This is a genomic window from Acidiferrimicrobium sp. IK, from assembly GCF_025499425.1.
Taxonomy (GTDB): domain Bacteria; phylum Actinomycetota; class Acidimicrobiia; order Acidimicrobiales; family Palsa-688; genus Acidiferrimicrobium.
This window is the reverse complement of sequence record NZ_JAIMCB010000010.1, coordinates 97,771-119,270: the sequence shown is the minus strand read 5'-3', so window position 1 is coordinate 119,270 and position 21,500 is coordinate 97,771. Positions and strand designations below refer to the sequence as shown.

Here is a 21,500-nt window from a genome sequence, read left to right as displayed (position 1 = left end):
GGAGTCCCCGCCTCCGCCCTTGTCTGCAGCATCCCCCGTCCCTGCGATCGCGCCAACCAAACCGACGATCGCTCGACAGGCCCCTCGACCAGAGGGCCTGGCAGAAAGGAGGCCGCTTCGTGGCCACCCGTGAGACTTTCCTTGCCGAGACCTTTCTCCGTCTCGCCGACACGCTGGTGGCCGACTTCGACGTCATCGACGTGTTGAGCGGGCTGAGTGCCAGGGTGGTCGAGCTGCTCGACGCTTCAGCGTCGGGGATCGTCGTCGCCGACCCGGGCGGCGCCTTGCAGGTCGTCGCCGCGTCGAGCGACCAGGCCAGCCTGCTCGAGTTGTTCCAGGTGCAAAACGAGGAGGGTCCCTGCCACGACGCGTACCGCCTCGGGGCGGCCGTGGTCGACCCCGACCTGGCTGTCAGCACCACCTGGCCCAGCTTCGCCCCCCTTGCGGTAGCGGCCGGGTTCCGTTCGGTCTACGCCTTCCCGATGGCGGTGCGCACCCAGGTCCTCGGCAGCGTCAACCTGTTCCTCACCAACCCTGGCCTGCTCGCCGCCGACGACGTGGTCATCGCCCAGGCCCTGGCCCATGCCGCGACACTCACCCTCCTCCAGAACCAGGCCGCGGAGGACGCCCACCGCCTGACCTCGCAGCTGCAGCGGGCTCTCAACAGCCGCATCACCGTCGAGCAGGCCAAAGGGGTGGTGTCGGAGCTGGCCCACGTCTCGACCGACGAGGCCTTCGTCCGGCTTCGGGCGTTCGCCCGTGGCCACAACATGAAGTTGACCGACCTGGCGGCCAAGATCGTGCGTCGTACCCTCGCCGCCGACCAGCGCGCCGAGCTGCTGGCCAGCGCGCCGATCAGCCGGGACCAAGCGAAGTAGGCCTCGGGCGGAGCCCGAGGCGGTCAGGCCGTCAAGCCGGCCGTTCGCCACGCTTCCTGGTGCCGCGAGGGGCGACCGAAGGGGCCCGACGCAGGCAGGCCATTATCTCCGGGCGCTGCGCCTGCGTCAGCTTCAGGTCCTTGAGCGTCAACCCGCTCTTGTACATCGACGACAGGAAGTCGTACCAGATGTCGGAGTCGCTGGTCGGTCCCTCCGGTGGTTCACCGGACAACTCGATCAGAGCAGCACGTTGGGTTGGGGTCAGCATCGCACCTTCTCAAGCCGGCGGCGGGGTCGCCTCGATCAGCGTCGGTGCAGCAGGATCTACGGCTACCCCAAGCTTATCGGGTTCGGCAGCCGGGCACTGGTTGTAGGGTTGGGACAAAGAAGGGGGGCACACGATGCCCGAGAAGTCGCCCAAGAAGCCCGCTGTCAAGAAGCCCGGCCGCTCCATCAAGGAGAAGCGCCAGGACAAGAAGGACAAGCAGGTGGCCAAGAAGGCCTTCCCCTCCTAGACCGGTCGCCGCCTCGTCCCCCAAACCTCGCCCGCCTGGAGCGGTCGGAGCTGGCTTAGTGTCATCCCGTGCTGCACCACCTGACCCTGTGGGTCCCCGACATCGATCGGGCCGGCGAGTCGTGGGGATGGCTGCTCGGCCACCTGGGCTTCGACGCCGACCGTCCGCGTCCCCGGGTACTGCTGTACCGCCATCCCACCGGGGCAACGATGGTGCTCGAGCAGTCACCCGACATGGTCCCCGGCATGCTCTACAGCCGGATGCGTCCAGGCCTCAACCACGTAGCGTTCCGGGCACCTGACGCGAGCACTTTGAGCCGGGTCGGCGCCGATGCCGCTGCCCACGGTTGGGGCCAGCTCCAAGCCACCGGCCACTCCATCGCCGCCGGCTCGCGAGTCTTGTATCTCGAGGACCGCGACGGTTTCGAGGTGGAGCTGGTGGCCCCTCAGTCATGAAGCGGGCGGGCCGCCCCGCCAGCCGCGTGGGCCGAGGAGCGCCGCGCCGTCTGCTGAGCGCCGGGGCCCTGTGCGCCCTCGGCGCGCTGGTGGCCGCCGGTTGCGGACCGTCGGCGACGAGCCGGGGCTTGCCGGGCGTAGCCGCGTTGAGCGGCCGGAGCCAGGGGCAGCCGCCCGTTGCACCTGGCGGCAGCGCCGAGGTGGCTCCCAGCCCTCCGAGCACCGGGCCCGCCTCGACCGACGCGCCGACGACCGCACCGCCCCCGACGGTAGACCCGGGCACGTTGGGCCAGACCCGTGCGGTGCCGGTCAAAGACCAGCAGTTCGTCGGGGAGATGGCGATGTTCTGGCAGGCGGTGACCACCGGCCAAGCCGCGCTGGCGACCCCAGCGTTCTTCCCGGAGACGGCGTACATCCAGCTCAAGTCGCTCTACAACGACCGCTCGGACTGGACCTACCGGTTGATGGCCCACTTCGCGCTCGACATTCAAGCGGTCCACAACCTGCTCGGGCCGGCCGCGGCCTCCGCCCGCCTCGTTTCGGTCAATTTGGGCCCGGCCCGCTGGATCCCGCCCGACGCCTGCGCCAACCGGCTCGGCTACTGGAACAGCCTCAACTCCCGAGTCGTCTATAGCTCCGGGGGGACGATCCGATCCTTCGGCATCGCCGCCCTGGACGGCTGGCGGGGTGAGTGGTACATCATCCACCTCGGAAGTGAGCAGCCCCCGCCGGGGAGGGGCGTAGTCGACGCCCCCCAGATCGGAACCGGCGAGGCCGGGGACGGCGGAGGCTGCTGAGCCCGCCTATTCCGGAAGCAGGCGGTGGCGGATGGCGGCGTCGACGATGGCGTCGCGCTTGTCGGGGAAGTCCCGCATCGGCACGTCCGCGAGCACGAAGCGGTTCCAGATCTCCGCGCACTCGACCCGAATGAGCGCCATCGACCAGCCCAGCGCCTCGGCCACCGCGGCGTGCGTCGCGGGCACCGGACTACCGGCCAGGATGGGGCGGATGTACTCGGCCATGACCTGCCACTGGCGGGCGGTCAACTCCGGTTCCAGCCGGGTCCCGGGATCGCAGGCGTCTTCGCCGGTGACCGCCGGGCTGTCGGCAGCCCCGGTCACGATGTCGACGACGATGGTGTAGGTCGCGAGCGAGCCGACGAGGCGAACCTCAAAGCAGCGGTCGGCCGGCGAGAAGATCGCCCCCGGTCGCACCGCCTCGAGCGGTGAGCCGCGGGCCAGGACGTCGAAGGCGCGCCTCTCGGCCAGGTTCTCGACCGCGATCCGCCCGGCCCCGACCACGAGGAACTGGCCCGCTCTGCCCGGCACCCCTGCGTCGAGGGCCGGCTCGTGCCCGAGACGAATGCTGCAGCCTGGCGACCGACCGAAAGGTATGACTGGATGTCGCGTCGTGAGAAAACAACTGCCGCGTTCCCAGCTGAGAGACGCAAGGACCTGTCCCTCTTCACCACGCTCCATCAGGCGGATAGTAGAGCTAAAGGTAATGACGCCGGCTTATCGGGGGTGCTATCCGCCTCGCGGCGCCCGATTCGACCCCTTCGACCAGCATGTTTCCGGGGGAACAGGACCGCTCAGCTGGTATGTGACGTAGTGTCATTTATGTGACGCGGCGTCAGCCCGCGCGGTATCTAACTTTGCGCGGTACCCAGCCCGGCAAACGTCGAGTGATCGATCAACCGCCCGATTTTCTGCAACTCGCGCCGCAGGCCGGCAACGGCCAGGGCCATTGTGATGGGGGTCCCGGCGTCCGCGGCCAAGAACGCCGAGGTGGTCACCGCGTTGCGGATCGTCCCGCCGGCGACCTCCACCGCGTCGGCGAGCGCGTCGAGATCCAAGTCGTCGCCGAGCGGAGCGTCCTTGGGTAGGCAACGGGCCCAAATCCGGCGCCGCTCGGCGGCCTCGGGTACCGGGAAGTCGACGATCACGTGCAGGCGCCGGATGAACGCCGGGTCGATGTTCTTGGCCAGGTTGGTGGCCATGATCGCCAGCCCCTCGTACCGTTCCAGACGCTGCAGCAGGTAGGCGACTTCGATGTTGGCGTAGCGGTCGTGGGCGTCGGACACCTCGGAGCGCTTGCCGAGCAGCGCGTCGGCTTCGTCGAAGAAGAGCGCCACGTTGCTGGCCTCCGCGGCGTCGAACACCGCGGAGAGGTTCTTTTCGGTCTCGCCGATGTACTTGCTGACCAGATTGGCCAGATCCACCTTGTACACGTCCACGCCGAGGTCGGCGGCGATGACCTCGGCGGCGAGGGTCTTGCCTGTCCCCGACGGGCCAGCGAAGAGGGCGACGACACCAGTGGACGGCTGCGGGGACAGGCCCCACTCGCCGAATACCACGTCGCGCTGGCGGCAGCGCATGGCGATCTCCCGGACCCGGTCCATCCGGTCCGGGTCGAGGATCAAGTCGTCCCATCCCCTTGTCGGGCGCACACGGACCGCGGTGGCGTCGATGTGACCGGCAGCCAGCCGGCGGACGGCCTGGTGCAAATCGCCGTCCAATGCCCGCGCGGCCCGGCCGACGTGCCACAGCTGGTCGGCGCTCAACCGGTGACCGCTGACCCCCTCCGGTCGCCCGCCGGGGAAGGTCGCCTCCCATTCCTCTTGGGTGGCGGCTGCCGGCTCGACGTCCACCTCCCTCCACGCCGTGCGCGGCAGCGACGCCAGCGACAGCTCGAGGGGGCTGGTGAGCGCCCATCGCAGGTGGTGGGCCCGCTCGATGCGGTCCCTTGCTGTTGCGGTCAGGGCGCCGTCCACCTCGACCACTACACCGGCATCCGCCAAGGTGCCCCAGCGGATGACCGCGTCCCACTGCTCGGGTCCTTCGGGTGCCGGGATGACCAGCACCGAAGCGGCGCCGAGCGCGCTCACCGCCGCCTGGAGCCGGCGGACCCGGTCCGGGCCGGCCGCCACCACCACCGGGTGGTACGCCGCAGCGCCTGGCTGTGGCGCGGGGTCGGTGGAGTCGGAGGCGCCGGGTCCCTCGAGCAGCTCCGCTCCGGCTGGCAGCGCCGGATCCAAAGCCCGGTCCCCGGCCAGCCACCACGTCACGGGGCCGGCGACGGCTACCGCCTCGGCCGCCCACGGGCCGCCGCCCGCCGGCGCCAGCAGCGCCGCCCGGCGCAGGGCGCCTCCCGGGGCGACCGGACCGAGCGCCCGCCGGCCGAGCAGCACCGCCAGGGTCCAAGGGGTGAGCCGCCGGAGCGTGACGTCGTCGTTCAGGTAGCCGACCAGGCGCTGCCGGCGAGGGTCCAGTTCCACGGCGCAGAGCAGCGCCAGCACTTCGGCGTCGAGCTGGTCGAGGCCGGCGGAGCGGACGAGGTCGGGAAAAGGGCCGTGCGCCGACAACCCGGCGAGGAGCCCCTCGCGCGCCGCGGCCACAGCCAGGTCGGCCTCCCGGGCGGCCTCGTCCAACCCTGCCGCCATCTCCCCGGCACGGGACTGCTCCAGGCCGGGCAGCTCGCGTAGGAGCTCGTCGACGTCCTCGTCGCTCACTCGCAGGCCGGCCAGCGGGTCCGGGCCGTGGTCCCGGTTGGCCCGCAGGAGCAGGGCGCTGCGCTGCAGGACAATATCTGCAAATAAGGTCCAATCAGGGGCTGGAGTTACCCTATGTCCCTTTCCGACAGTGTCCGCACCCATGTCGTCTTTAGTGAAGCAGACGCTGGTGCGGCTATGAATGGCCAACTAGTGTCCAGTCGGGAGGGAGCGTTGTGATTCACACGATCGATCGTGCATTGGAACGTTTCCTCCGCATCGGGGTACCGCTGCCGGAGGGCACCGTCGACGTGTCGTTCGAGGCGCCCGACCGGACCTGGGGCGCGTCGCTCACCACGCCGACCATCAACGTGTTCCTGTGGGAGGTCTCCCGCAACCCGGGCCGGATGCGAACCGGGCTGGAGCACCGAATCAACGACGAGGGCAGCATCGAGCGGCGCCGGACCCAGCCGGTCGTCGACCTGCGCTACTTGGTCACCGCGTGGGCGACCGAACTGGCCGACGAGCACCAGCTGCTCGGGTCGCTGCTGACCTGCATCCTCGCCCACGACCGGCTCCCCGCCGACAGCCTCCCCGACCACTTGGCCGGCTCCCGCTGCGCCCTCACCCTCGCCACTCGCGACCAACGGGTGCCCAACGAGTTCTGGTCCTCTCTCGACGGTCGGATGAAGCCCGGGCTGCAGGTCGAGGTCAGCGTGCCGATCGAAGTGTTCGCGTGGACGGCGACGGCGATCCCCGCCGAGGAGATCGGGGTCAACGCGTCGCGCCTGGCGCCGGCGCCCGCCCGCAGCGGCGGGGACGTTCCGCAGCCGCCGGTGATGCGTCGCCGTCGCTCCGGGAGTGCCCTCGTGATGGAGGGACGACCAGGGTCCTCCGAGCCGGAGGGCTGAGGGCGTGCGAGCCCTGGTTCGCTCAGGGCAGGTCGATCTGGCGCCAGCGGTGGGCGCCAAGGTCGTGGTCGAGGTCACCAACGAGCTGGAAGTCATCGACGGGGTCACCGCGTCCCTCGACGGCGGCTACGGCCTGACTGTCACCGTCGAACCGCCGCTGCTGGCCCTGTTCCCGGACCAGACCGGGATCCTGACGCTCACTCTGACCCCCGACGCCACCTACCCGGCGGGCCCCCGCCGCTTGGAGATCGAGCTTCGCTCCAGCGTCGAGCCGGCCGCCAGCACCGTCGTGGAAATCGCCGCGGAGGTGGCGGCCGCACCGCGGGGGACCGTAACCGTCCTGCCGCCGGTGCGCCGGGCCCGCCGACGGGCCCGTTACTCGGTCGTCCTCGACAACACCGGCAACACCGTCCTCGACGCGTCGCTGGCCGCCAGCGACCCCGACCGGGCGCTCACCGCCCGGTTCGCGCCGCCCGGGCTGGTCGTCCCGGCCGGGGGATCGGCCACGACCGCCATGACCGTGCGGGCCCCCCGTCGGTTCTGGGGGGCGGAGCACGGGCGGATCCTCTCCGTGGTCGCCACCGCCCCCGACCTCGACCTCGACACTGCGGCGACCTTCCGTCACCGTCCGCTCGTCCCGAGTGGTGCCCGGACCATCGCCGTGCTCGCGGTAATCGTCGTCGCGTGGGCGGCGATCTTCGTGGTCGCGCTCAACCACGCCTTCAGCAAGGACCCGCTCGCCAAGGACGTGCCGGCGTCGTTCTACGCGGCGTCGCCCGCCGCCCACACCGCCAGCGGCAAGACCGCGCTCGGCTCGCTCGGCGGGTTCCGCTACCAGACCGCGGCCGCCGACAGCGCCCCGGCCGGGGCGGTACCCAAAAGCGGCGTCGCTATAGGCATCGGCGGGACGATCACTGGCACGGTGACCGCCACCAGCACGCAGGCGGGCATCGGGCGCATAACCGTGGAGGCGATCCGCTCCACTCCGAGCGGACCCAGCCTGGTCTCCTCCGCGGCGACAGGCAACGACGGCACCTACAGCATCGCCGGGCTGCTGCCCGGCGACTACTTCTTGCTGTTCACCGCACAGGGGTACCACGACGTGTGGTACCCGGCGGCTCCGAGCATGACCCAAGCCGTGTCGGTCAGCGTCGCCGCGGAAGCCCAAACCCCCGGGATCAACGCGGTGGTCACCGGCATGCCCGGCTCGATCACCGGCACGGTCGTCACCGGATCGCTGACGCCGGTCCCCGTCACCGTCACCGTGCTACCGAAACAGGGCGGGACCGTCCCGGTCGCCACCGTCACCACCGACGGCGCGGGCCACTACAGCATCCCCAACCTGCTCGCGCCCAACAGCTACGACCTGTCGTTCTCCGCGCCGGGGTACCGGGTGGCCAGCGACACCGAAGACCTCGCTGGCGGCGAGGCCCACGTCGCGAACACCGTCAACCTCGAAGCCGGACCCGGCACCCTGGGCGGGAGCGTCACCGCCGGCGGCTCGCCGCTCGGCGGGGTCACGATCACCGCATCGGCCAACGGGCAGACCTTCACCAGCGCCACGCCGACCACCGGGGCGGTCGGCCAGTTCACGCTGGCCAACCTGCCCAGCCCGGCCACCTACCTGCTGACGTTCACCAAGACCGGCTACGGCACCCAGACCGTCGCAGAAGCCCTCGGGCCCGGCCAGTCGCTCACCACCCTGGCGGTGTCGATGGCCGGCGGGGCCGGGCAGGTGTCGGGCACGGTGACCTCCTCGAACGGGGCCCCGCTCGGCGGGGTGACCGTCACGGTGAACGGCGCCGCCCAAGCGGTGTCCACCCACACCCTCACCGCCGGCCAGGTCGGCACCTACCACCTGACCGGGCTGACCACGCCGGGCACCTACACCCTCACCTTCTCGCTGGCCGGGTACGTGCCCGAGACGGTGGGCGTGACCCTGACCTCGAGCGGCTCCGCCCAAGGCATCAACGCGACGTTGCCGACGGGCACCGCCACCATCACCGGGACGGTCACCACGGCGGGCGGCGGCGGGCTCGCCGGTGTGACGGTGACGGTCACCGACGGGGTCACGGTCCGAACGACGGTGACCACCTCCTCCCCGCTCGGCGGCTACAGCATCACCGGGCTCAGCCCCGGCGCCTATTCGGTCACCTTCTCGCTCGCCGGCTACGCCAACCAGACGTCGCTGTCCGTGCTAGCTACCGGCCAGACCGCCCCCGTGTCGGTGGCGTTGGCGGCGGGGGGCTAGCGATGCGCGTCGAGGTCTCCCCCCGCCGGCTGTCCGCCGTCCCCGGCCGGCCCGCGGTCGTCACCGTCCGGGTCGTCAACACCGGCTCGGTGATCAGCGGCCACAGCATCCGGGTCCTCGGGGTCGACCCGCAGTGGGCCGTGCTCGACCAGGAGAGCCTGTCACTGTTCCCCGACTCGAGCGGGGTGGCGCTGCTCACCGTGACGCTCCCGGCCGGGATCCCCGCCGGCAGCCGGGCGCTCACCGTGGAGGTGAGCGAGCTCACCCCGCCCGCCGAAGTGGCCCGGGTCGAGGTCGAGCTGGCAGTCCCGGCGGAGCCCAACGTCACCGTCGCGGTCGACCCTCCGAGCGTCACCGGCGGCAACGGCGCCGAAGTCGGGCTGGTCATCGAGAACACCGGCAACTCGGTCCTCGACGTGGACCTGCTCGGGCGCGACGAAGAGGGGGAGGTCGGCTTCCGGTTCGATCCGGCCATGCCGACCCTCGCCCCCGGCGAAGCGCTCATCGGTACCGCCCACCTGCGGGCCAAGCGGCCGTGGTTCGGCGGCCCGAAGATCCGCCCCTTCACCATCGAAGCCGGCCCGCCGTCGGCGCCGGTCATCGCGTTCGGCGCCTGGGTGCAAAAGCCCCGCCTGACCCGGGGGGCCATGGCACTGGTCGGCCTGCTCGCGGTGGCCACCATCTTCGCCGTGGTCATCGCGGCGTCTCTGTCGCAGGTGGTCAACAAGTCCACCGCCGACCGGAACCTGGCCATCCAAGTCGCCCAGGCCGGGCAGTCGAGCTCGGCCAACGCCGGGACGTCAGGTATCACCGGCACCGTCAACCTCCTCACTTCGGGAGCGGCGGTCAGCGGCGTGACCGTCGAGCTGTACCAGGCGGCCAACACCGCCACCCCGATCCTCTCCACCGCCACCGACGCCAGCGGCGGCTACCACTTCAGCGGCCTGGCCGCCGGCAGCTACAAGCTGCACTTCTCGGGTGCCGGGTTCAGTGAGCTGTGGTACCCGCAAGCCCTGACGCCCGACATCGCGACGCCGGTGAACCTCGTCGCCGGCAAGACCGTCCCCGGCGTCGACATGCGACTCGGAGGCGTCCCGGTCGTGTTGAGCGGTCAGATCATGGGCGGCGACGCGGCCGGAGCGCTGCTGACCCTGCAGATCCCTCCCGCGGCCGGGGCGAGCAGCGCTGCGGCGCCCGCCGGCCAGGCCGGCACCTCGGCGTCGGCCGGGCCGATCATCGTCGCCACCCAGATCCTCGGCTCCTCGGGCGATTTCTCCCTCGGCAACGTGCCATCACCGGGCCTCTACCAGCTGGTGGTGACCAAGCTCGGGTACGCCCCGAGCGTCCAGCAGGTCGATCTCGGCAGCGGGCAGGCCCGCAGCGACATCTCGATCAGCCTCCACAAAGGGGACGGCTCGGTGACCGGCACCGTCTCCAGTCCGAGCGGCCCGCTCGGCGGGGCCACGGTCAGCGCCTCTGACGGCACCACCACCGTCTCTACGGTCACGGTCACCACGCCCGGCTCGGTCGGGACCTTCACCCTCTCGGGCCTTCCGACCCCCGACAACCTGACCCTGGTCGTCTCCGACCCCGGTTACGCCACCCAGACCCTCGCGTTGTCGCTCGCCGCCGGCCAGCAGCTCACCGGTGAGGCCGTCACCTTGACGTCGGGGGTCGGGTCGGTGTCAGGCACGGTCTCCACCGTCGACGGCGCCCCGGCTGGCGGGGTGACAGTGACTGCTACCAACGGCCAGACGTCGATCACGACTGTCACCTTGAGCACCGGCGCGATCGGCACGTACACCTTGAGCGGGCTGACCGTGCCGAGCACCTACACCGTCACCTTCTCCCGTCCGGACCTGGCCAGCCAGACCCAGGCGCTGGCGCTCACCGCCGTGACCTCCAACGCGACCGGCATCAACGCCACGATGCTCTCGAGCAGCGCGGCGATCTACGGCGTCGTGTCCGACGCGCACGGACCGGTGAGCGAGGTCGCCATCCTCCTCAGCTCCGGCTCGACCAGCTACAAGGTGACGTCGGCGTCGGTGCCGACCGCCGGCGCCTACGAGATCGACGGCGTGGTGCCCGGCACCTACACGGTCAGCTTCACCAGGCCCGGCGGCCTGCCGACCTCGAGGATCGTCACCCTCACCGCCGGCCAGCGGTTGCAGTTCGACGCGGTGCTCAACCCGGCCGCGTCGATCTTCGGGCACGTCACCCTGGCCGGCAGCCAGGGCAAGACCCCGGTACCGGGGACCGAGGTCCGGCTGTACCTGACCAGCCAGTACCCGACGGTGGTGCTGGTCACCGCGGTCACCGACTCGAGCGGCAACTTCACCATCTCCAACGTCGACGCCCCGCAGAGCTTCGTCGTCTCGTTCGACTACCCGGCAGGGTCCAGCCCGCAGGAGACCGCCGTCATCACCACCGCCCTCGGCACCGCCACGCCCGTGTGCGGCTCGCAGACCACCGGCACGGCAGGCGCTGCGCCCACCGCCCCCCAGACGACCTGCAACCCCGCCGCCGACCCGGTCCAGGTGACCACCCAATGAGCGTCGGCGGTCCGCAGCTGCGAGTCGACCCCATCGAGGTCGCGCCGGGGCACGCGACGATCGGTTCCTTCACGCTGCACAACCCGGGTCCCTCCCCGGTCACGTGGTCGGTGCGGGTCATCGGCCTCGACCCGCGCTGGGTCCAGACCCCAGAACGGATCGGTCCGGTGCCGCCCGGGGCGACCGCCGCCGGCGACCTGGTCGTGACCCTGCCGCTCGGCCACCCGCCGAGCGACCTGGTGGGGAAGCTGGAGGCCATGGCCGTCGACCGGCCGGCCGGCTCTGCGGCCGAGATCGTCAGCGCCGACCTGGTGATCTCCGTCGGCGACGGGTCGCAGATCGCCGCCGCCATGGAGCCGCCGACGGTGACGGGCCGTGGGACGGCCCGCTTCGACCTGGTGCTGCGCAACCGCGGCCGCACACCGCTGCGCGTCGAGCTGGCCGCCACCAGCCCCGACCGCCACGTCAAGGTTCGGTTCTCGGACCCGGCCCCGGTCCTGCCGCCCGGCGTCGAGGTGCGCATCCCGAGCCGGGTGAAAGGCCCCCGCCCCGTCGGCGGATCGATCCGCCGCCACCCGTTCGGGATCCGCGTTCAGGGGCGGACCACGCCGCTCAACCTCGAAGGGACCCTGCTCCAGCGGCCGTTCTTCAGGGCCTGGTTCACCAAGGCCGTGGCGATCGGGCTCGTCGTGGCGGTGTGGGTCGCCGTGGCCATCGTCGGCATCTCCGCTCTCTCCGGCCGCCTGGCCAAAAGCGCCAACAACAAGGCCATCGTCTCCTCTCCTCTGTCGGTGCCGGCCGCTCCTTCCGCGGGGGCAGGCGTGGCCTCCGGTGCGGCTGGCGTAGGGAAGGCCGCGGGAGGCGCCGCGTCCACCGGCGTGACGCCCCCGGCCGCCCCGTCGGGAGCGTCGGGCGCCCCGGCGCCTTCCAAGGCGCCGGCGGGATCGCCTCTCGCCGGCTCCGCTCTGGCCGGCGCGTCTGGTGGCGGAGTGGGAGCGGAGGCCGCCGGCCCGGCGACACCCGCCTCCGGGCCGAGCGCGCCCGGATCCACGTCCCCGTCGGGTTCGTCGGGGGCTGCGGCCGGCTCGAACGGCGCGTCGCAGACCAGCCGGGTGTCGGGCCAGGTCGCCGCCGCCGACCCTGGCGGGGTGACCGTCACCATCGCGCCGACGTCGCTGGTGGACGAGGCGGCGCAAGGCGCCAACTTCGCCAACAGCGGCGCCGGCGTGGCCGCCACCCAGACCGCGGCCCGCTCGAAGGCGGGCGGATCGACGCCGATCGGGAAGCTGTACGGGACGCTGGTATCGGCCACCACCGCCAGCGGGACCACCGCGACGGAGAGCCCGTCGATGACCACCAAGACCACGCCTGACGGGTCGTGGGCCTTCTCGGGCCTGCGGTCGCCCGGCTACTACCTCGTGACCTTCGCCAAGGCCGGCTACACGACCAGCCGGTACATCGTCACTACCACCGCCGACGGGCAGCCGGTGAAGCTCTCGGCCGCCATCGGCCCCGGCAAGGGAGCCCTGTCGGGGACCGTGTTCGGCCCGAGCGGCCCGCTCGGCGGCGTCGACCTCACCATCACCGACGGCACCATCACGATCCACACCAAGACGCCAACGGTCGGGGCGGTCGGCACCTGGGCGGTCACCGGGCTCAGCACCCCCGACACCTACCTGGTGAGCGCCACCGCCGCCGGGTACGGCACGCAGACCGCCATCGCCACTCTGCCCGCCGGCGGCAGCCAGAAGGGCATCAACCAGACCATGACCCCGGGCACCGGCTCGCTGTCGGGGATCGTCACCTCGGTCCGCAACGGCGCCGGGGTCGGCGGCCTCACGGTCACCGCCAGCGACGGCACCACCAGCCTCACCGCGACGACCACCACGACCAACCCGGTCGGCTCCTACATACTCCCCAACCTGGACATCCCCGGCACCTACGCGCTCACCATCTCCGGGCCCGGGTGGGTGTCGCAGACCCAACAGGTCGACCTCGCCGGCAACGCGGTCGTCAACTCCTCGGTCACGCCGGCCAGCGCGGACGTCACCGGTGTGGTCACCGACGCTCAAGGCGCCGGGCTGCCAGACGCCGGCGTGGTGCTCACCAACGACACCAACACCTACAAGACCCTGACCCAGAGCGCGTCACCCGTCGGCGGGTTCGACTTCGGCCAGGTCCCGCCCGGCCAGTACATCCTCACCGTCACCGACTACGGCTACCAGACCCAGTCGACCGCGGTCACGGTGGTCGCCGGCCAAGCCAAGTCGGTCAACGTCTCGATGCCAGTCGGGACCAACCTCAGCATCAACACCGGGACGATCCAAGGCACCGTCACCGACCTGTTCAACCAGAAGCCCGTCCAAGGCGCCAACCTCACCCTCGACGGCGTAGCGACAGGACAGGTCAGCGCCTCCAACGGCAACTACCAGATCACCGGCGTCGGTCCCGGAGTGCACGTCGTGAGCGTGTCGGCCGCCGACGCGCTGAAGATCGGGTTCGAACCGGCGAGCGTGCAGGTGACAGTCCCCCTCGGGGCCACGGTGTTCGCCCCCACCCTGCTGCTGCCGATCCTCGACAAGGTGGCCGGCGTGGTGCTCGACGGCGCCACCCACCAGCCCGTGGCCGACCCCGTAGTCACGCTGGTCGACTCGACGACGGGCCAGCCGGCCGGCGTGGCGGCGACCACACCCAGCTTCCCGACGACCCTGGTGCCGGCGCCCTCACAAGGCGGTTTCGAGGTCGACAACCTGCCCCACGGCAACTACACGATGACCGTCAGCGCGCCGACCGTGGGCAACGTCAGCTACCAGAAGACGGAGATACCCGTCACCTTGGCGCTCGACACCAACCAGCTCTTCGTGGGGTCGCAGGCTTTGACCCTCGACGAGGCACCGGCCTACCACGTCGTGACCCTCCTGGCCGCCGGGGTGGCACCTCCCGCCTACCAGGCCGGTGTCACCGTCACTCTGACCAACACCAAACCGGCTGACGGCAGCCCACCGCCGGGCACGTCACCGAGCACCGGCGAGGAGCTCACCGTCGGCCCGCTGGTCGCCGGTGACACCTACACCGTCTCTTACACATACACCTCCGGTGCCACGACCTACTCGTCGCCGTCGGTGCAGTTCAAGGCGGAGCCCAACAACCTGGCGGTCGACACCGCCCTGCTCTACCAGCAGATCTCCACCGACACCAACGTCACCCTCTCCTTCCCCTACCGGACCCCGTCGGGAACGCTCCAGTGCCCGGTGTCCACGACGGCGTCCACCGGGGCTCTCGCGCCTTGTCCGACCGTTCCGCTGCTCAACCTGCCCACCGTGCTGATCAGCGGCGCCACCGGCTACGCGTACGTCTCTCCCGGCGTGCCTGGCGCGCCTCAGACGGCCACCGTGGCCGCCACCACCACCGGCGACGGGACGTGGCTGCTTAGCGCCGCCCAGGCCAACCCGTTCGTGTCCGGGCAGGCCACCGTGACCATCGCCAACCCGAGCGGGGTGTCCACCTTCGTCGGGACGACCTCGCCGATCACCCTCGGCGCCGCGACACCGCTTGCGCTCACCCTCGACCCGGTCCCGAGCGCGATCACCGGGACGATCACTCCGTCGTCGGGTGTCACCGTCAGCGTCACCCCCTCCACGTCCAACGGGGTGTCGATCACCGCCGCCGACGTCGCCGGCGCCCTGCAGTTCAGCGACGGGTCCTCCGCCCAGACCGGCGCGGCCGAGCCCGGCGTGTACGACCTCGCCTACAGCGCAGCGGGCTACGACCCGGCCAGCGCGGTACTCACCGTCGGCCTCTGCCTGCCATCCGCGTGCTCCACCACGGTCACGCCGTCCCCGACCCAACCGGTCCCCCCGGCAGTGAACCTCGTCGCTCACGTGGCGCTCACCGTCAACCTGTCCGCCGCGCTCGCTCCGCCGGTCGGGGCCGCGACCGCCTACCTCTGCACGGTGTCTGGCGGGACCGGGCCCGCGGCGTGCGGCGGCGGGAGCTCCAACCTGGTGTCGTCGACCACGCTCAGCGGGACGTCGGTCACCTTCTCGGATCTGTCGGTCACCGCCAGCGGCCTCAACAACGTGGAGGTGTTCATCCGGGCGGCGGGCTACCGGACGTACGCATCGGGGCCCCTCGCTCTCGTCGCCAGCCAGCCGGCGCTGACCGACAGTGTGGTCGAGGAGGGGTGGATCACCGGGCACGTGACCTCCATGATCGGGTCGACGCCGGGAGCGGCGAACAAGGTGACCGTGACCGCAGTCGACAAGGCCACCACCCCGGGCTGCGCGGAGACCAACCCGCCCGCCGTGGTCACCGACGGCAACGGCAACTACACGATCGTCGGGGACACCAGCCCGGGGGCCACCGACGGTGGCCTGTGTGTCGGGACGAGCGACGTCTACCAGGTGAGCGTCACCCCCCCGACCGGTTACACCGCGAGCACGGCGGTCTTTGTGCCGGCGGCAACGCCCCCGTACCTGCAGCCGGGCGCTAACGGCGCCGCCGACCTGACCGTGACCGCCGTCAAGCAGACCGTGACGATCACGATCGCCGGCAGCGACGGCAAGCCAGTGCCAGGCGTGATCCTGAGCGCACTCAGCTCGACGGGAACGACGGTCACCCAGAACGGCCCCAGCACGTGCACCGCCGACCCCGGTTCGAACTGCGACACCATGACCGTGACGATCGACCCGGTGCCCTACACGTTCAACTTCTCGGCCCCGGGGTACTCGCCGCTTTCGGTCGGCCCAGTCCCCTTCTCGCCCGGTGTCGCCCCCAAGCCGTTTACCGTCACTCTCAACCTCCAGCAGAACACCATCCTCGGGGTGGTCAACACCCAAGGTCCGCTCAGCCTGACCGGCCTGAACGGCGCCACCGTCACCTTGTACAAGGCCGACGGCACCACCAAGCTGGCCACCGCCACGACAGCCCACGACTCCGTCTACGGAGACGGGTTCTACCGCTTCGACAGCTCGAGCGTCGCCGGTCAGTCGCCCGATTACATCCCGAGCGGTAGCTACGTCGTGACCGTCGCGCTGTCGGGATACTCGTTCAGCGCGCCGCTCGCGTTCGCCACCTCATACCCCACCACGACCGAGAACCTGACGATGACCGTCAACCCGGTGGCGGTGTCGGTCCCGGTCGCCAACACGCTCAGCCTGGACCTGAGCGGCGCGACCGCGACCCTCACCCCGGACACCGCGGCCCCGACGGCGACCTGCTCGGGAGTCACCCTGGTGCGGGGTCTCGGCAGATCCCAGTCGGTGCAGGTGTCGGGGACGTCCGCGTCGTTCACGTCCGTCGTCCCCGATGCCTACCAACTGCTCGTCAGCGGCACCGTCGCGGCCGGCACGCTGCCGACGCAGACCGCCGTACCCATCGTCATCTGCCCTGCCGGGACGACCCGCCCGAATACCTTCACGGTCCAGGTCGGGCAGATCAATGGGACGGTGACCATCACGCCGGCATCCACTACCTCCCTGGCCAGCGGCGCCGTGGTCAGTATCTCCGGGGGCAGCCCGGCCCTGGCGAACCCGACCGTTGCCTGCTCCAACACCGGATGTTCGACCGGCTCCTACAGCGTGCTGGCGGCCCTCGGCACCAGCTACACCGTTCACGCGGTCCTGACAGGTTCGGGCTATACCGCCCCGGATGTCACGGCCGACCCGACTTCGTCCTCGCCGACCGCGACGGCATCTAGCGCGTTCACGCCGATCACGCACAGCGTGACGGTCACCGCCAGCAGCATCGCCAACAGTTCGATGACGCTGATTAACGCCGTTGTGACGCTCGTCAACGCGCAGCACACCTACACGGGCACCGCCGGCACGGCCATCACTGGGGTGGTGCCCGACAACACCGACGCATACAACGTGACCGTCACCCTCGACGGGGTGACCGTCACCGGCAAGATCCTGGTGCCGATCGCCGACTCCGGCCCGAGCCCCCTCAACCTCACTTCGGCGTTCGCGCCGGTGTCGGGCACCATCGCGCCCAGCCCGGCTCTCACCTCGGGCACTGCTGCGACCGTGACGATCGCCGGGACTGCGCTCCCGGTGACCGCCGCTGGTGGCGTCGGCACCTTCGGTCCGTACTACGAGCCGGCCGGCGCCTACACCATGGCCTTCGGAGTCAACGGGCTGACCACCCAGTCGGCCACGGTGACCGTCGCCGACGGGACCCCGCTGGTGGAGGACGCCACGGCGGTCGTCGTGCCGGTCCAGGACAGCACCGGCTCTCCCGCCAGCGGGCTCACCGCTACGATCACCACCACCGCAGGCGCCTGGAGCGACAACACCGCCAAAACGACCGGCGACGCCATCATCCTCGTCCCATCGGCCGCCGGGGCGGCCGTGGCGTTCAACGGGACCGTGACCGGCACCCTCAAGGGCAAGACGGTCAACGGAACCTTTAGCGGAAGCGTCACCCCCGGGACGGTGCTCACCGTCCCAGCGGTCACCGCCCAGTAGCGGTCACCGCCGGCTCCAGCGCCTTGGGTCTCACGCGGGCGTTACCCGGGCGCCCCCAGAGGGCCACGCGGGCGCCCGCCGGGCGTCCCGCGTGGCGGGTGTCCGTTTCGGTGGCGCGCTTTGCGCGTCCCAGCGAGAGCAAGTGTCTCTAACCCGCGCAATAGTGCGGGTTAGAGACACTTGCTCTATCCGTCCTGCCTCCGGGGTGCGCCGACCGGGCCCCGCGCTGTGCCCCGGCCGTCGCCGCCCCGCTCCGCCCGGGCCGCCGCGGCCGGAACCGCGCCCGACGTCAGGTCAGGTGGCGACCAAGACGACGAGCAGGACCAAGCCGATCACCAGGCCCAACACGAGCAGCACCCACGGCCAGATGACCCGCTTGGCCGGCGGCGGGGGCGGTGGCGGCGGCATGTAGGTGACCGTCGGCTCGGGCGGAGGCGGGGCCTGGATCACCGGGGCGGGGTGCAGGTCGGCCCCGCAGCGGATGCAGATCGCGGCGGTGACCAGGTTGGGTTCGGTGCACGCCGGGCACTCGAGGGTGGCGACGGCCATCCTGCCTGCTGTGCCGGGCAGGCGGCGCAGGCCGGCGTCGCCGCCGGCGCCGGTCGCCGCTAGCTGCGCGGAGCGAGCCCAAAACAGCGGGTAGTCACACGTCCGGCAGAACGACGCCGCGTCGCGTCCCATCTCCTCGAAGTGGCTGACGGTGCCGCAGGTTGGGCAGGTGATGTCGGTGCTCATGCCGCTCCTCGTCGTCGAGTGCCGATGATCGCACGCGAGCCGGTCACGTGCCGTCACCACCGGGTTCCTGCGCGGACCCGTCACCGTCGGGTGCCTGCGCCGACCCGTCGCCGTCGGGCGCAGGACCGCTTTCGTGGGCGGGGCTGCCGCCCGACCGGCTCTCGCCGAGTGGCGCGGCGGCTGTCGCGTCGCCGGCCCCGGGCACTCCCGGCGGCCCCAGCGCCGACGGCACGCCGCGAGATCCTTCGTCGGCCGTCACTCCGGTGCCGTCGGGGGCGTCGGGGCCGCCCGAAGGCCACAGCCGCCGGTCGCCCACCCACACTTCGAGCATGGCGCTGGCGGGGACCTCGTCGGCCACCAGGGTGACGAATTCGGCGTCAGCCAGCCATCCCGTCGAGGTCACGTTCACCCTTACCGACGGCGGCCGGTGGCCGCCGTCGCCTTCCCGGTAGATGCCGCCGCTCTCAACGATGTCGACCGGTCCTCCGGTGATGACACCGAGGTAGCGCTCCAAGCCGCCCCGGGTTCCTCTCCACGCCAGCGCCCGGCTGCTCTCGCGCACCAGCCGGCGCTGCAGGTCTTCGGGGAGCGAGTCGTCGATGGCGTGCAGCCCGATCCACGAGCCCAGCCACCGCACGACCGGTGCGGGGGCGACGGTGACGTCCACCACGTTGGGGATGTTGTCGGCCCCGGCGACCAGGGTGGACGCCACCTCCTGGAACAGGGACACGAACCGGGTGAAGAAGTCGTCGTCGAGCATGCCCATCGGCAGCTGCGCGACCAGCCAGTCGGCCTGGCGGGCCTGCGCTCCCTGGCGGGCGGGGGCCGCCATCAGCGCACGACGACTTGGTGGCGGGCGGAGAGGAACAGCGACTGGCGGTCCAGGTGGATCATCTCCCGGCCGACCCCGTGGCGTTGCCCGGTGCGCAGGTCGTACTCGAAGAGGAGCACCTCCTCGACCCGCTCGACGCCCTCCACCGCTTCGAGCAGCTCCGCCAGCGGCGACGCGTTGAGGTCGGTGTCGAAGGGCCACCCTTCGGCGTTGGTCCCTCCGCTCAACGGGTTGATGTAGCGGTACAGCGCCTCGAGGGCCCGCTGGCGGACCAGCTCCGCGGGGCGCCCGGCCAGCGAGGTGAGCAGCGCCGCGACGGTGACCCCTTGGTAGTACGGGGTGCCGATCTCGACTGTTGTGCCGAGCATCCGGCGTGGCTCGAGGTGCGACGTGATGCGCGCCACGAGCGGGTCGGAGAGCGCGAAGTCGTCGAGCTGCTGATCCATGGGACGGCGCCGGAGCTGCGGGACGACGAGGAGACGGACTGGTGCTGCCGGCTCCGACGGGCTGAGGCAACGGACCCTGGCCACCTCCGTCGACGCCTCGAGGGTCAGGCGCTCGAAGTCGCGGGCGGTCACCGCCCGCTGCCCGGTCCGCAAGGTCAGCGGGCCCCGCAGCTTGGCGTTGGCCGGGGTCTCGGCGTCCACCCCTCCGATCGCCGGTTCCAGGTTGGTCACCCGGTCGATGTAGGCCAGCGAGCTGCGCAGGACGTTCAGCGTCCCCGCGCCGACGTTGCCCGCCGCTCCGCCGCCGTGGCGGTAGCCGGTGATGAGGATCTCGGCGCCGTCGGGTGGGATGGCCCCGTGCTGGCGGACCGTGCCGTCGGGGTAGCGGACCGCCGGCCCGAACGTGACGGTCCCGGTGGCGTCGTCGAGGATGTAGTGCGCGTCGCCGGGCTTGGAAGCGGTGAAGTCGCTGACTTCGAGCCAGTCCTCGGCCCGGTCGGTGGTCACCACCCGAATGACCTCGCCTTCCGCCCTCGGAAGTACCGGCGGCCGGCCGACGACGAAGGTCTGGCCCGGCGCGCCGACCGACCGGCCGAGGGATTCGCCGGGCATCGCCGAGGCGTGTTCCGCCGACGCGGTGCCGCCGAGGACGTCGGCGGTCACCGACGCCAGGCGGGGCGATGTCTGGTAAGGGGCCTGCCCGTCGCGCGCCGGGATCAGCCGGCAGCGCAGCCAGTAGGCGCTGGTCCCGCCGAGCGACAGGGCGCCCATGGTGCGGGGGACCTGCAGGAGGATCTGGCCGTCGCGGTTGAGCCCGCCGGTGGTGTCGAGCTGTACCGGGGCGTGCAGCCACGCCTCCCCCGACCACGCCTCCCAGACGATGGGCGGGTTGTTCGGGTCCACGCCGATGCCTTCGATGCTGGCCGACACCGACAGGCGCAGCAGGTTGCCGCCGAGGGTGTGCCTGAAACCGAGGTACACCGCGTCGCCGGGGGTGAGCGGGGCGGTGGTGAAGCACACCACCTCGCTGCCGGGGAAGCGAAGGTCGTCCCAGGCGTCGACGAGCAGCTGGTCGTTGCTGGCGGTCCCGGTCTTGGCCGCGAACAGGTCCGGCGGTCCGATCGGCAGGTCCTCGGTCGTGGAGAACACCACGTCCTCGCCGGTCGCGGCCCCGATCGCGGTGGTCACTTCGGTGCCGGCGGGCACGACGACGTTGGTGTCGAGCACGGCCGACAACCAAAACGTCAGGTCGACGCGCGCCACCGACGGCGGGAACGGCTCGATGCCGACCAGATCCAAGAACTTGGTGTACAACCGGTCCGGGACCTGGTTCAGCCGGAACAGGATCATCTCGCTCATCCACGCGAACAGCTCGATGAGCGCCACACCCGGGTCGGACAGGTTGTGGTTGGTCCACTCGGGGCAGTAGCGGGGAATGAGGCGCTTGGCTTCGTCGACGATGTCTTGGAAGTGGCGATCGTCGAGGTTGGGGGCGGGCAGGGTCACCTAGCCCTCCTCTCGGGGGATGACGTAGAAGGGGTAGACCAGGTTGCGCCGGTCGTTGGTGGTGCGCACCAGGTAGGTCACGTGGATCCGCACCAGCGACGAGTCGTTGGAGTCAGGCACGATATCGACCGACTCGACCCTGGCTCGAGGCTCCCACTGGGCCAGCGCGTCGCGCACTGCTTGACCCATTAGGCCGAGGGTGTTGGCGTTGACCGGCTCGAACAGCAACTCCCAGATTCGGCAGCCGAACTCGGGGCGCATGACCCGCTCGCCGGGCGCGGTCGACAAGACCACGCGCACCGAGCAGTCGAGGTCCTCGGGACCCGACGTCAGCGCCAGGCTTCCCCGGTTGTCGACCCCCATGGGAAAACGGAAGCCGCGCCCGATGAACGACGGGTCGGCGGCGGAAGGCTCCGAGGAGCGGCCGGCGGGTAGGAGAGGTTCTGTCATCGTGCACCAGCC

At 71.2% G+C, this 21,500-nt stretch carries 14 protein-coding genes; 7 read left to right on the top strand and 7 right to left on the bottom strand.

Translation table 11 applies throughout. The features are described from left to right. Nucleotides 1-119 precede the first annotated feature (119 nt). The gene (locus tag K6U06_RS16935; RefSeq protein ID WP_262323141.1) at nt 120-878 is read left to right on the top strand and encodes a GAF and ANTAR domain-containing protein; all 759 of its coding nucleotides are present in this window, start codon (nt 120-122) and stop codon (nt 876-878) included. A 31-nt stretch (nt 879-909) separates the two neighbouring features. Here K6U06_RS16935 and K6U06_RS16930 read toward each other — a convergent pair whose 3' ends face one another. Continuing rightward, a complete protein-coding gene (locus K6U06_RS16930; RefSeq protein ID WP_262323140.1) occupies nt 910-1,146 on the bottom strand; it encodes a hypothetical protein in 237 nt (78 codons plus the stop codon). Between the two features lie 315 nt (nt 1,147-1,461). On the opposite strand from K6U06_RS16930, the gene K6U06_RS16925 reads away from it, so the two are divergent. After that, nucleotides 1,462-1,848: a VOC family protein gene (locus tag K6U06_RS16925; RefSeq protein WP_262323139.1), complete on the top strand. Its 387-nt coding sequence runs from the start codon at nt 1,462-1,464 to the stop codon at nt 1,846-1,848. A 284-nt stretch (nt 1,849-2,132) separates the two neighbouring features. Continuing rightward, nucleotides 2,133-2,645: a hypothetical protein gene (locus K6U06_RS16920; protein WP_262323138.1), complete on the top strand. Its 513-nt coding sequence runs from the start codon at nt 2,133-2,135 to the stop codon at nt 2,643-2,645. A gap of 6 nt (nt 2,646-2,651) precedes the next feature. Here K6U06_RS16920 and K6U06_RS16915 read toward each other — a convergent pair whose 3' ends face one another. Next, nucleotides 2,652-3,176 (bottom strand): hypothetical protein, encoded by a 525-nt coding sequence (locus K6U06_RS16915; protein WP_262323137.1) that lies wholly within the window; start codon nt 3,174-3,176, stop codon nt 2,652-2,654. Between the two features lie 320 nt (nt 3,177-3,496). Next, a complete protein-coding gene (locus K6U06_RS16910) occupies nt 3,497-5,359 on the bottom strand; it encodes an AAA family ATPase (protein WP_262323136.1) in 1,863 nt (620 codons plus the stop codon). A gap of 239 nt (nt 5,360-5,598) precedes the next feature. On the opposite strand from K6U06_RS16910, the gene K6U06_RS16905 reads away from it, so the two are divergent. The 4 genes from K6U06_RS16905 to K6U06_RS16890 are packed head-to-tail and all read left to right on the top strand — an operon-like array spanning nt 5,599 to nt 17,519. After that, nucleotides 5,599-6,249: a DUF4255 domain-containing protein gene (locus tag K6U06_RS16905; RefSeq protein ID WP_262323135.1), complete on the top strand. Its 651-nt coding sequence runs from the start codon at nt 5,599-5,601 to the stop codon at nt 6,247-6,249. Nucleotides 6,250-6,253: 4 nt separating this feature from the next. Beyond that, nucleotides 6,254-8,500, top strand: a complete 2,247-nt coding sequence (locus K6U06_RS16900) for a carboxypeptidase-like regulatory domain-containing protein (protein WP_262323134.1) — start codon at nt 6,254-6,256, stop codon at nt 8,498-8,500. Between the two features lie 2 nt (nt 8,501-8,502). After that, nucleotides 8,503-11,052 carry a carboxypeptidase-like regulatory domain-containing protein gene (locus tag K6U06_RS16895; RefSeq protein ID WP_262323133.1) on the top strand — a complete coding sequence of 850 codons (2,550 nt, stop codon included), beginning with the start codon at nt 8,503-8,505 and terminating at the stop codon, nt 11,050-11,052. Continuing rightward, nucleotides 11,049-17,519 carry a carboxypeptidase regulatory-like domain-containing protein gene (locus tag K6U06_RS16890; protein WP_262323132.1) on the top strand — a complete coding sequence of 2,157 codons (6,471 nt, stop codon included), beginning with the start codon at nt 11,049-11,051 and terminating at the stop codon, nt 17,517-17,519. Before K6U06_RS16895 ends, K6U06_RS16890 begins: the two co-directional genes overlap by 4 nt. 294 nt (nt 17,520-17,813) lie before the next feature. Here the strand turns inward: K6U06_RS16890 and K6U06_RS16885 are convergent, their stop codons facing one another. The 4 genes from K6U06_RS16885 to K6U06_RS16870 are packed head-to-tail and all read right to left on the bottom strand — an operon-like array spanning nt 17,814 to nt 21,488. Beyond that, nucleotides 17,814-18,254 (bottom strand): hypothetical protein, encoded by a 441-nt coding sequence (locus tag K6U06_RS16885; RefSeq protein WP_262323131.1) that lies wholly within the window; start codon nt 18,252-18,254, stop codon nt 17,814-17,816. A gap of 43 nt (nt 18,255-18,297) precedes the next feature. After that, nucleotides 18,298-19,086: a phage tail protein gene (locus tag K6U06_RS16880; protein ID WP_262323130.1), complete on the bottom strand. Its 789-nt coding sequence runs from the start codon at nt 19,084-19,086 to the stop codon at nt 18,298-18,300. Further along, nucleotides 19,086-21,038 (bottom strand): putative baseplate assembly protein, encoded by a 1,953-nt coding sequence (locus K6U06_RS16875; RefSeq protein WP_262323129.1) that lies wholly within the window; start codon nt 21,036-21,038, stop codon nt 19,086-19,088. The genes K6U06_RS16880 and K6U06_RS16875 overlap by 1 nt, the downstream gene beginning before the upstream one ends. Beyond that, nucleotides 21,039-21,488 (bottom strand): GPW/gp25 family protein, encoded by a 450-nt coding sequence (locus K6U06_RS16870; RefSeq protein WP_262323128.1) that lies wholly within the window; start codon nt 21,486-21,488, stop codon nt 21,039-21,041. Nucleotides 21,489-21,500 lie beyond the last annotated feature (12 nt).

Excerpts from the sequence above, each read along its gene's own strand:
- K6U06_RS16885 (WP_262323131.1), bottom strand. The coding sequence starts at position 18,254 with ATGAGCACCGACATCACCTGCCCAACCTGCGGCACCGTCAGCCACTTC.
- K6U06_RS16890 (WP_262323132.1), top strand. The coding sequence starts at position 11,049 with ATGAGCGTCGGCGGTCCGCAGCTGCGAGTCGACCCCATCGAGGTCGCG.
- K6U06_RS16870 (WP_262323128.1), bottom strand. The coding sequence starts at position 21,488 with ATGACAGAACCTCTCCTACCCGCCGGCCGCTCCTCGGAGCCTTCCGCC.
- K6U06_RS16880 (WP_262323130.1), bottom strand. The coding sequence starts at position 19,086 with ATGGCGGCCCCCGCCCGCCAGGGAGCGCAGGCCCGCCAGGCCGACTGG.
- K6U06_RS16895 (WP_262323133.1), top strand. The coding sequence starts at position 8,503 with ATGCGCGTCGAGGTCTCCCCCCGCCGGCTGTCCGCCGTCCCCGGCCGG.
- K6U06_RS16930 (WP_262323140.1), bottom strand. The coding sequence starts at position 1,146 with ATGCTGACCCCAACCCAACGTGCTGCTCTGATCGAGTTGTCCGGTGAA.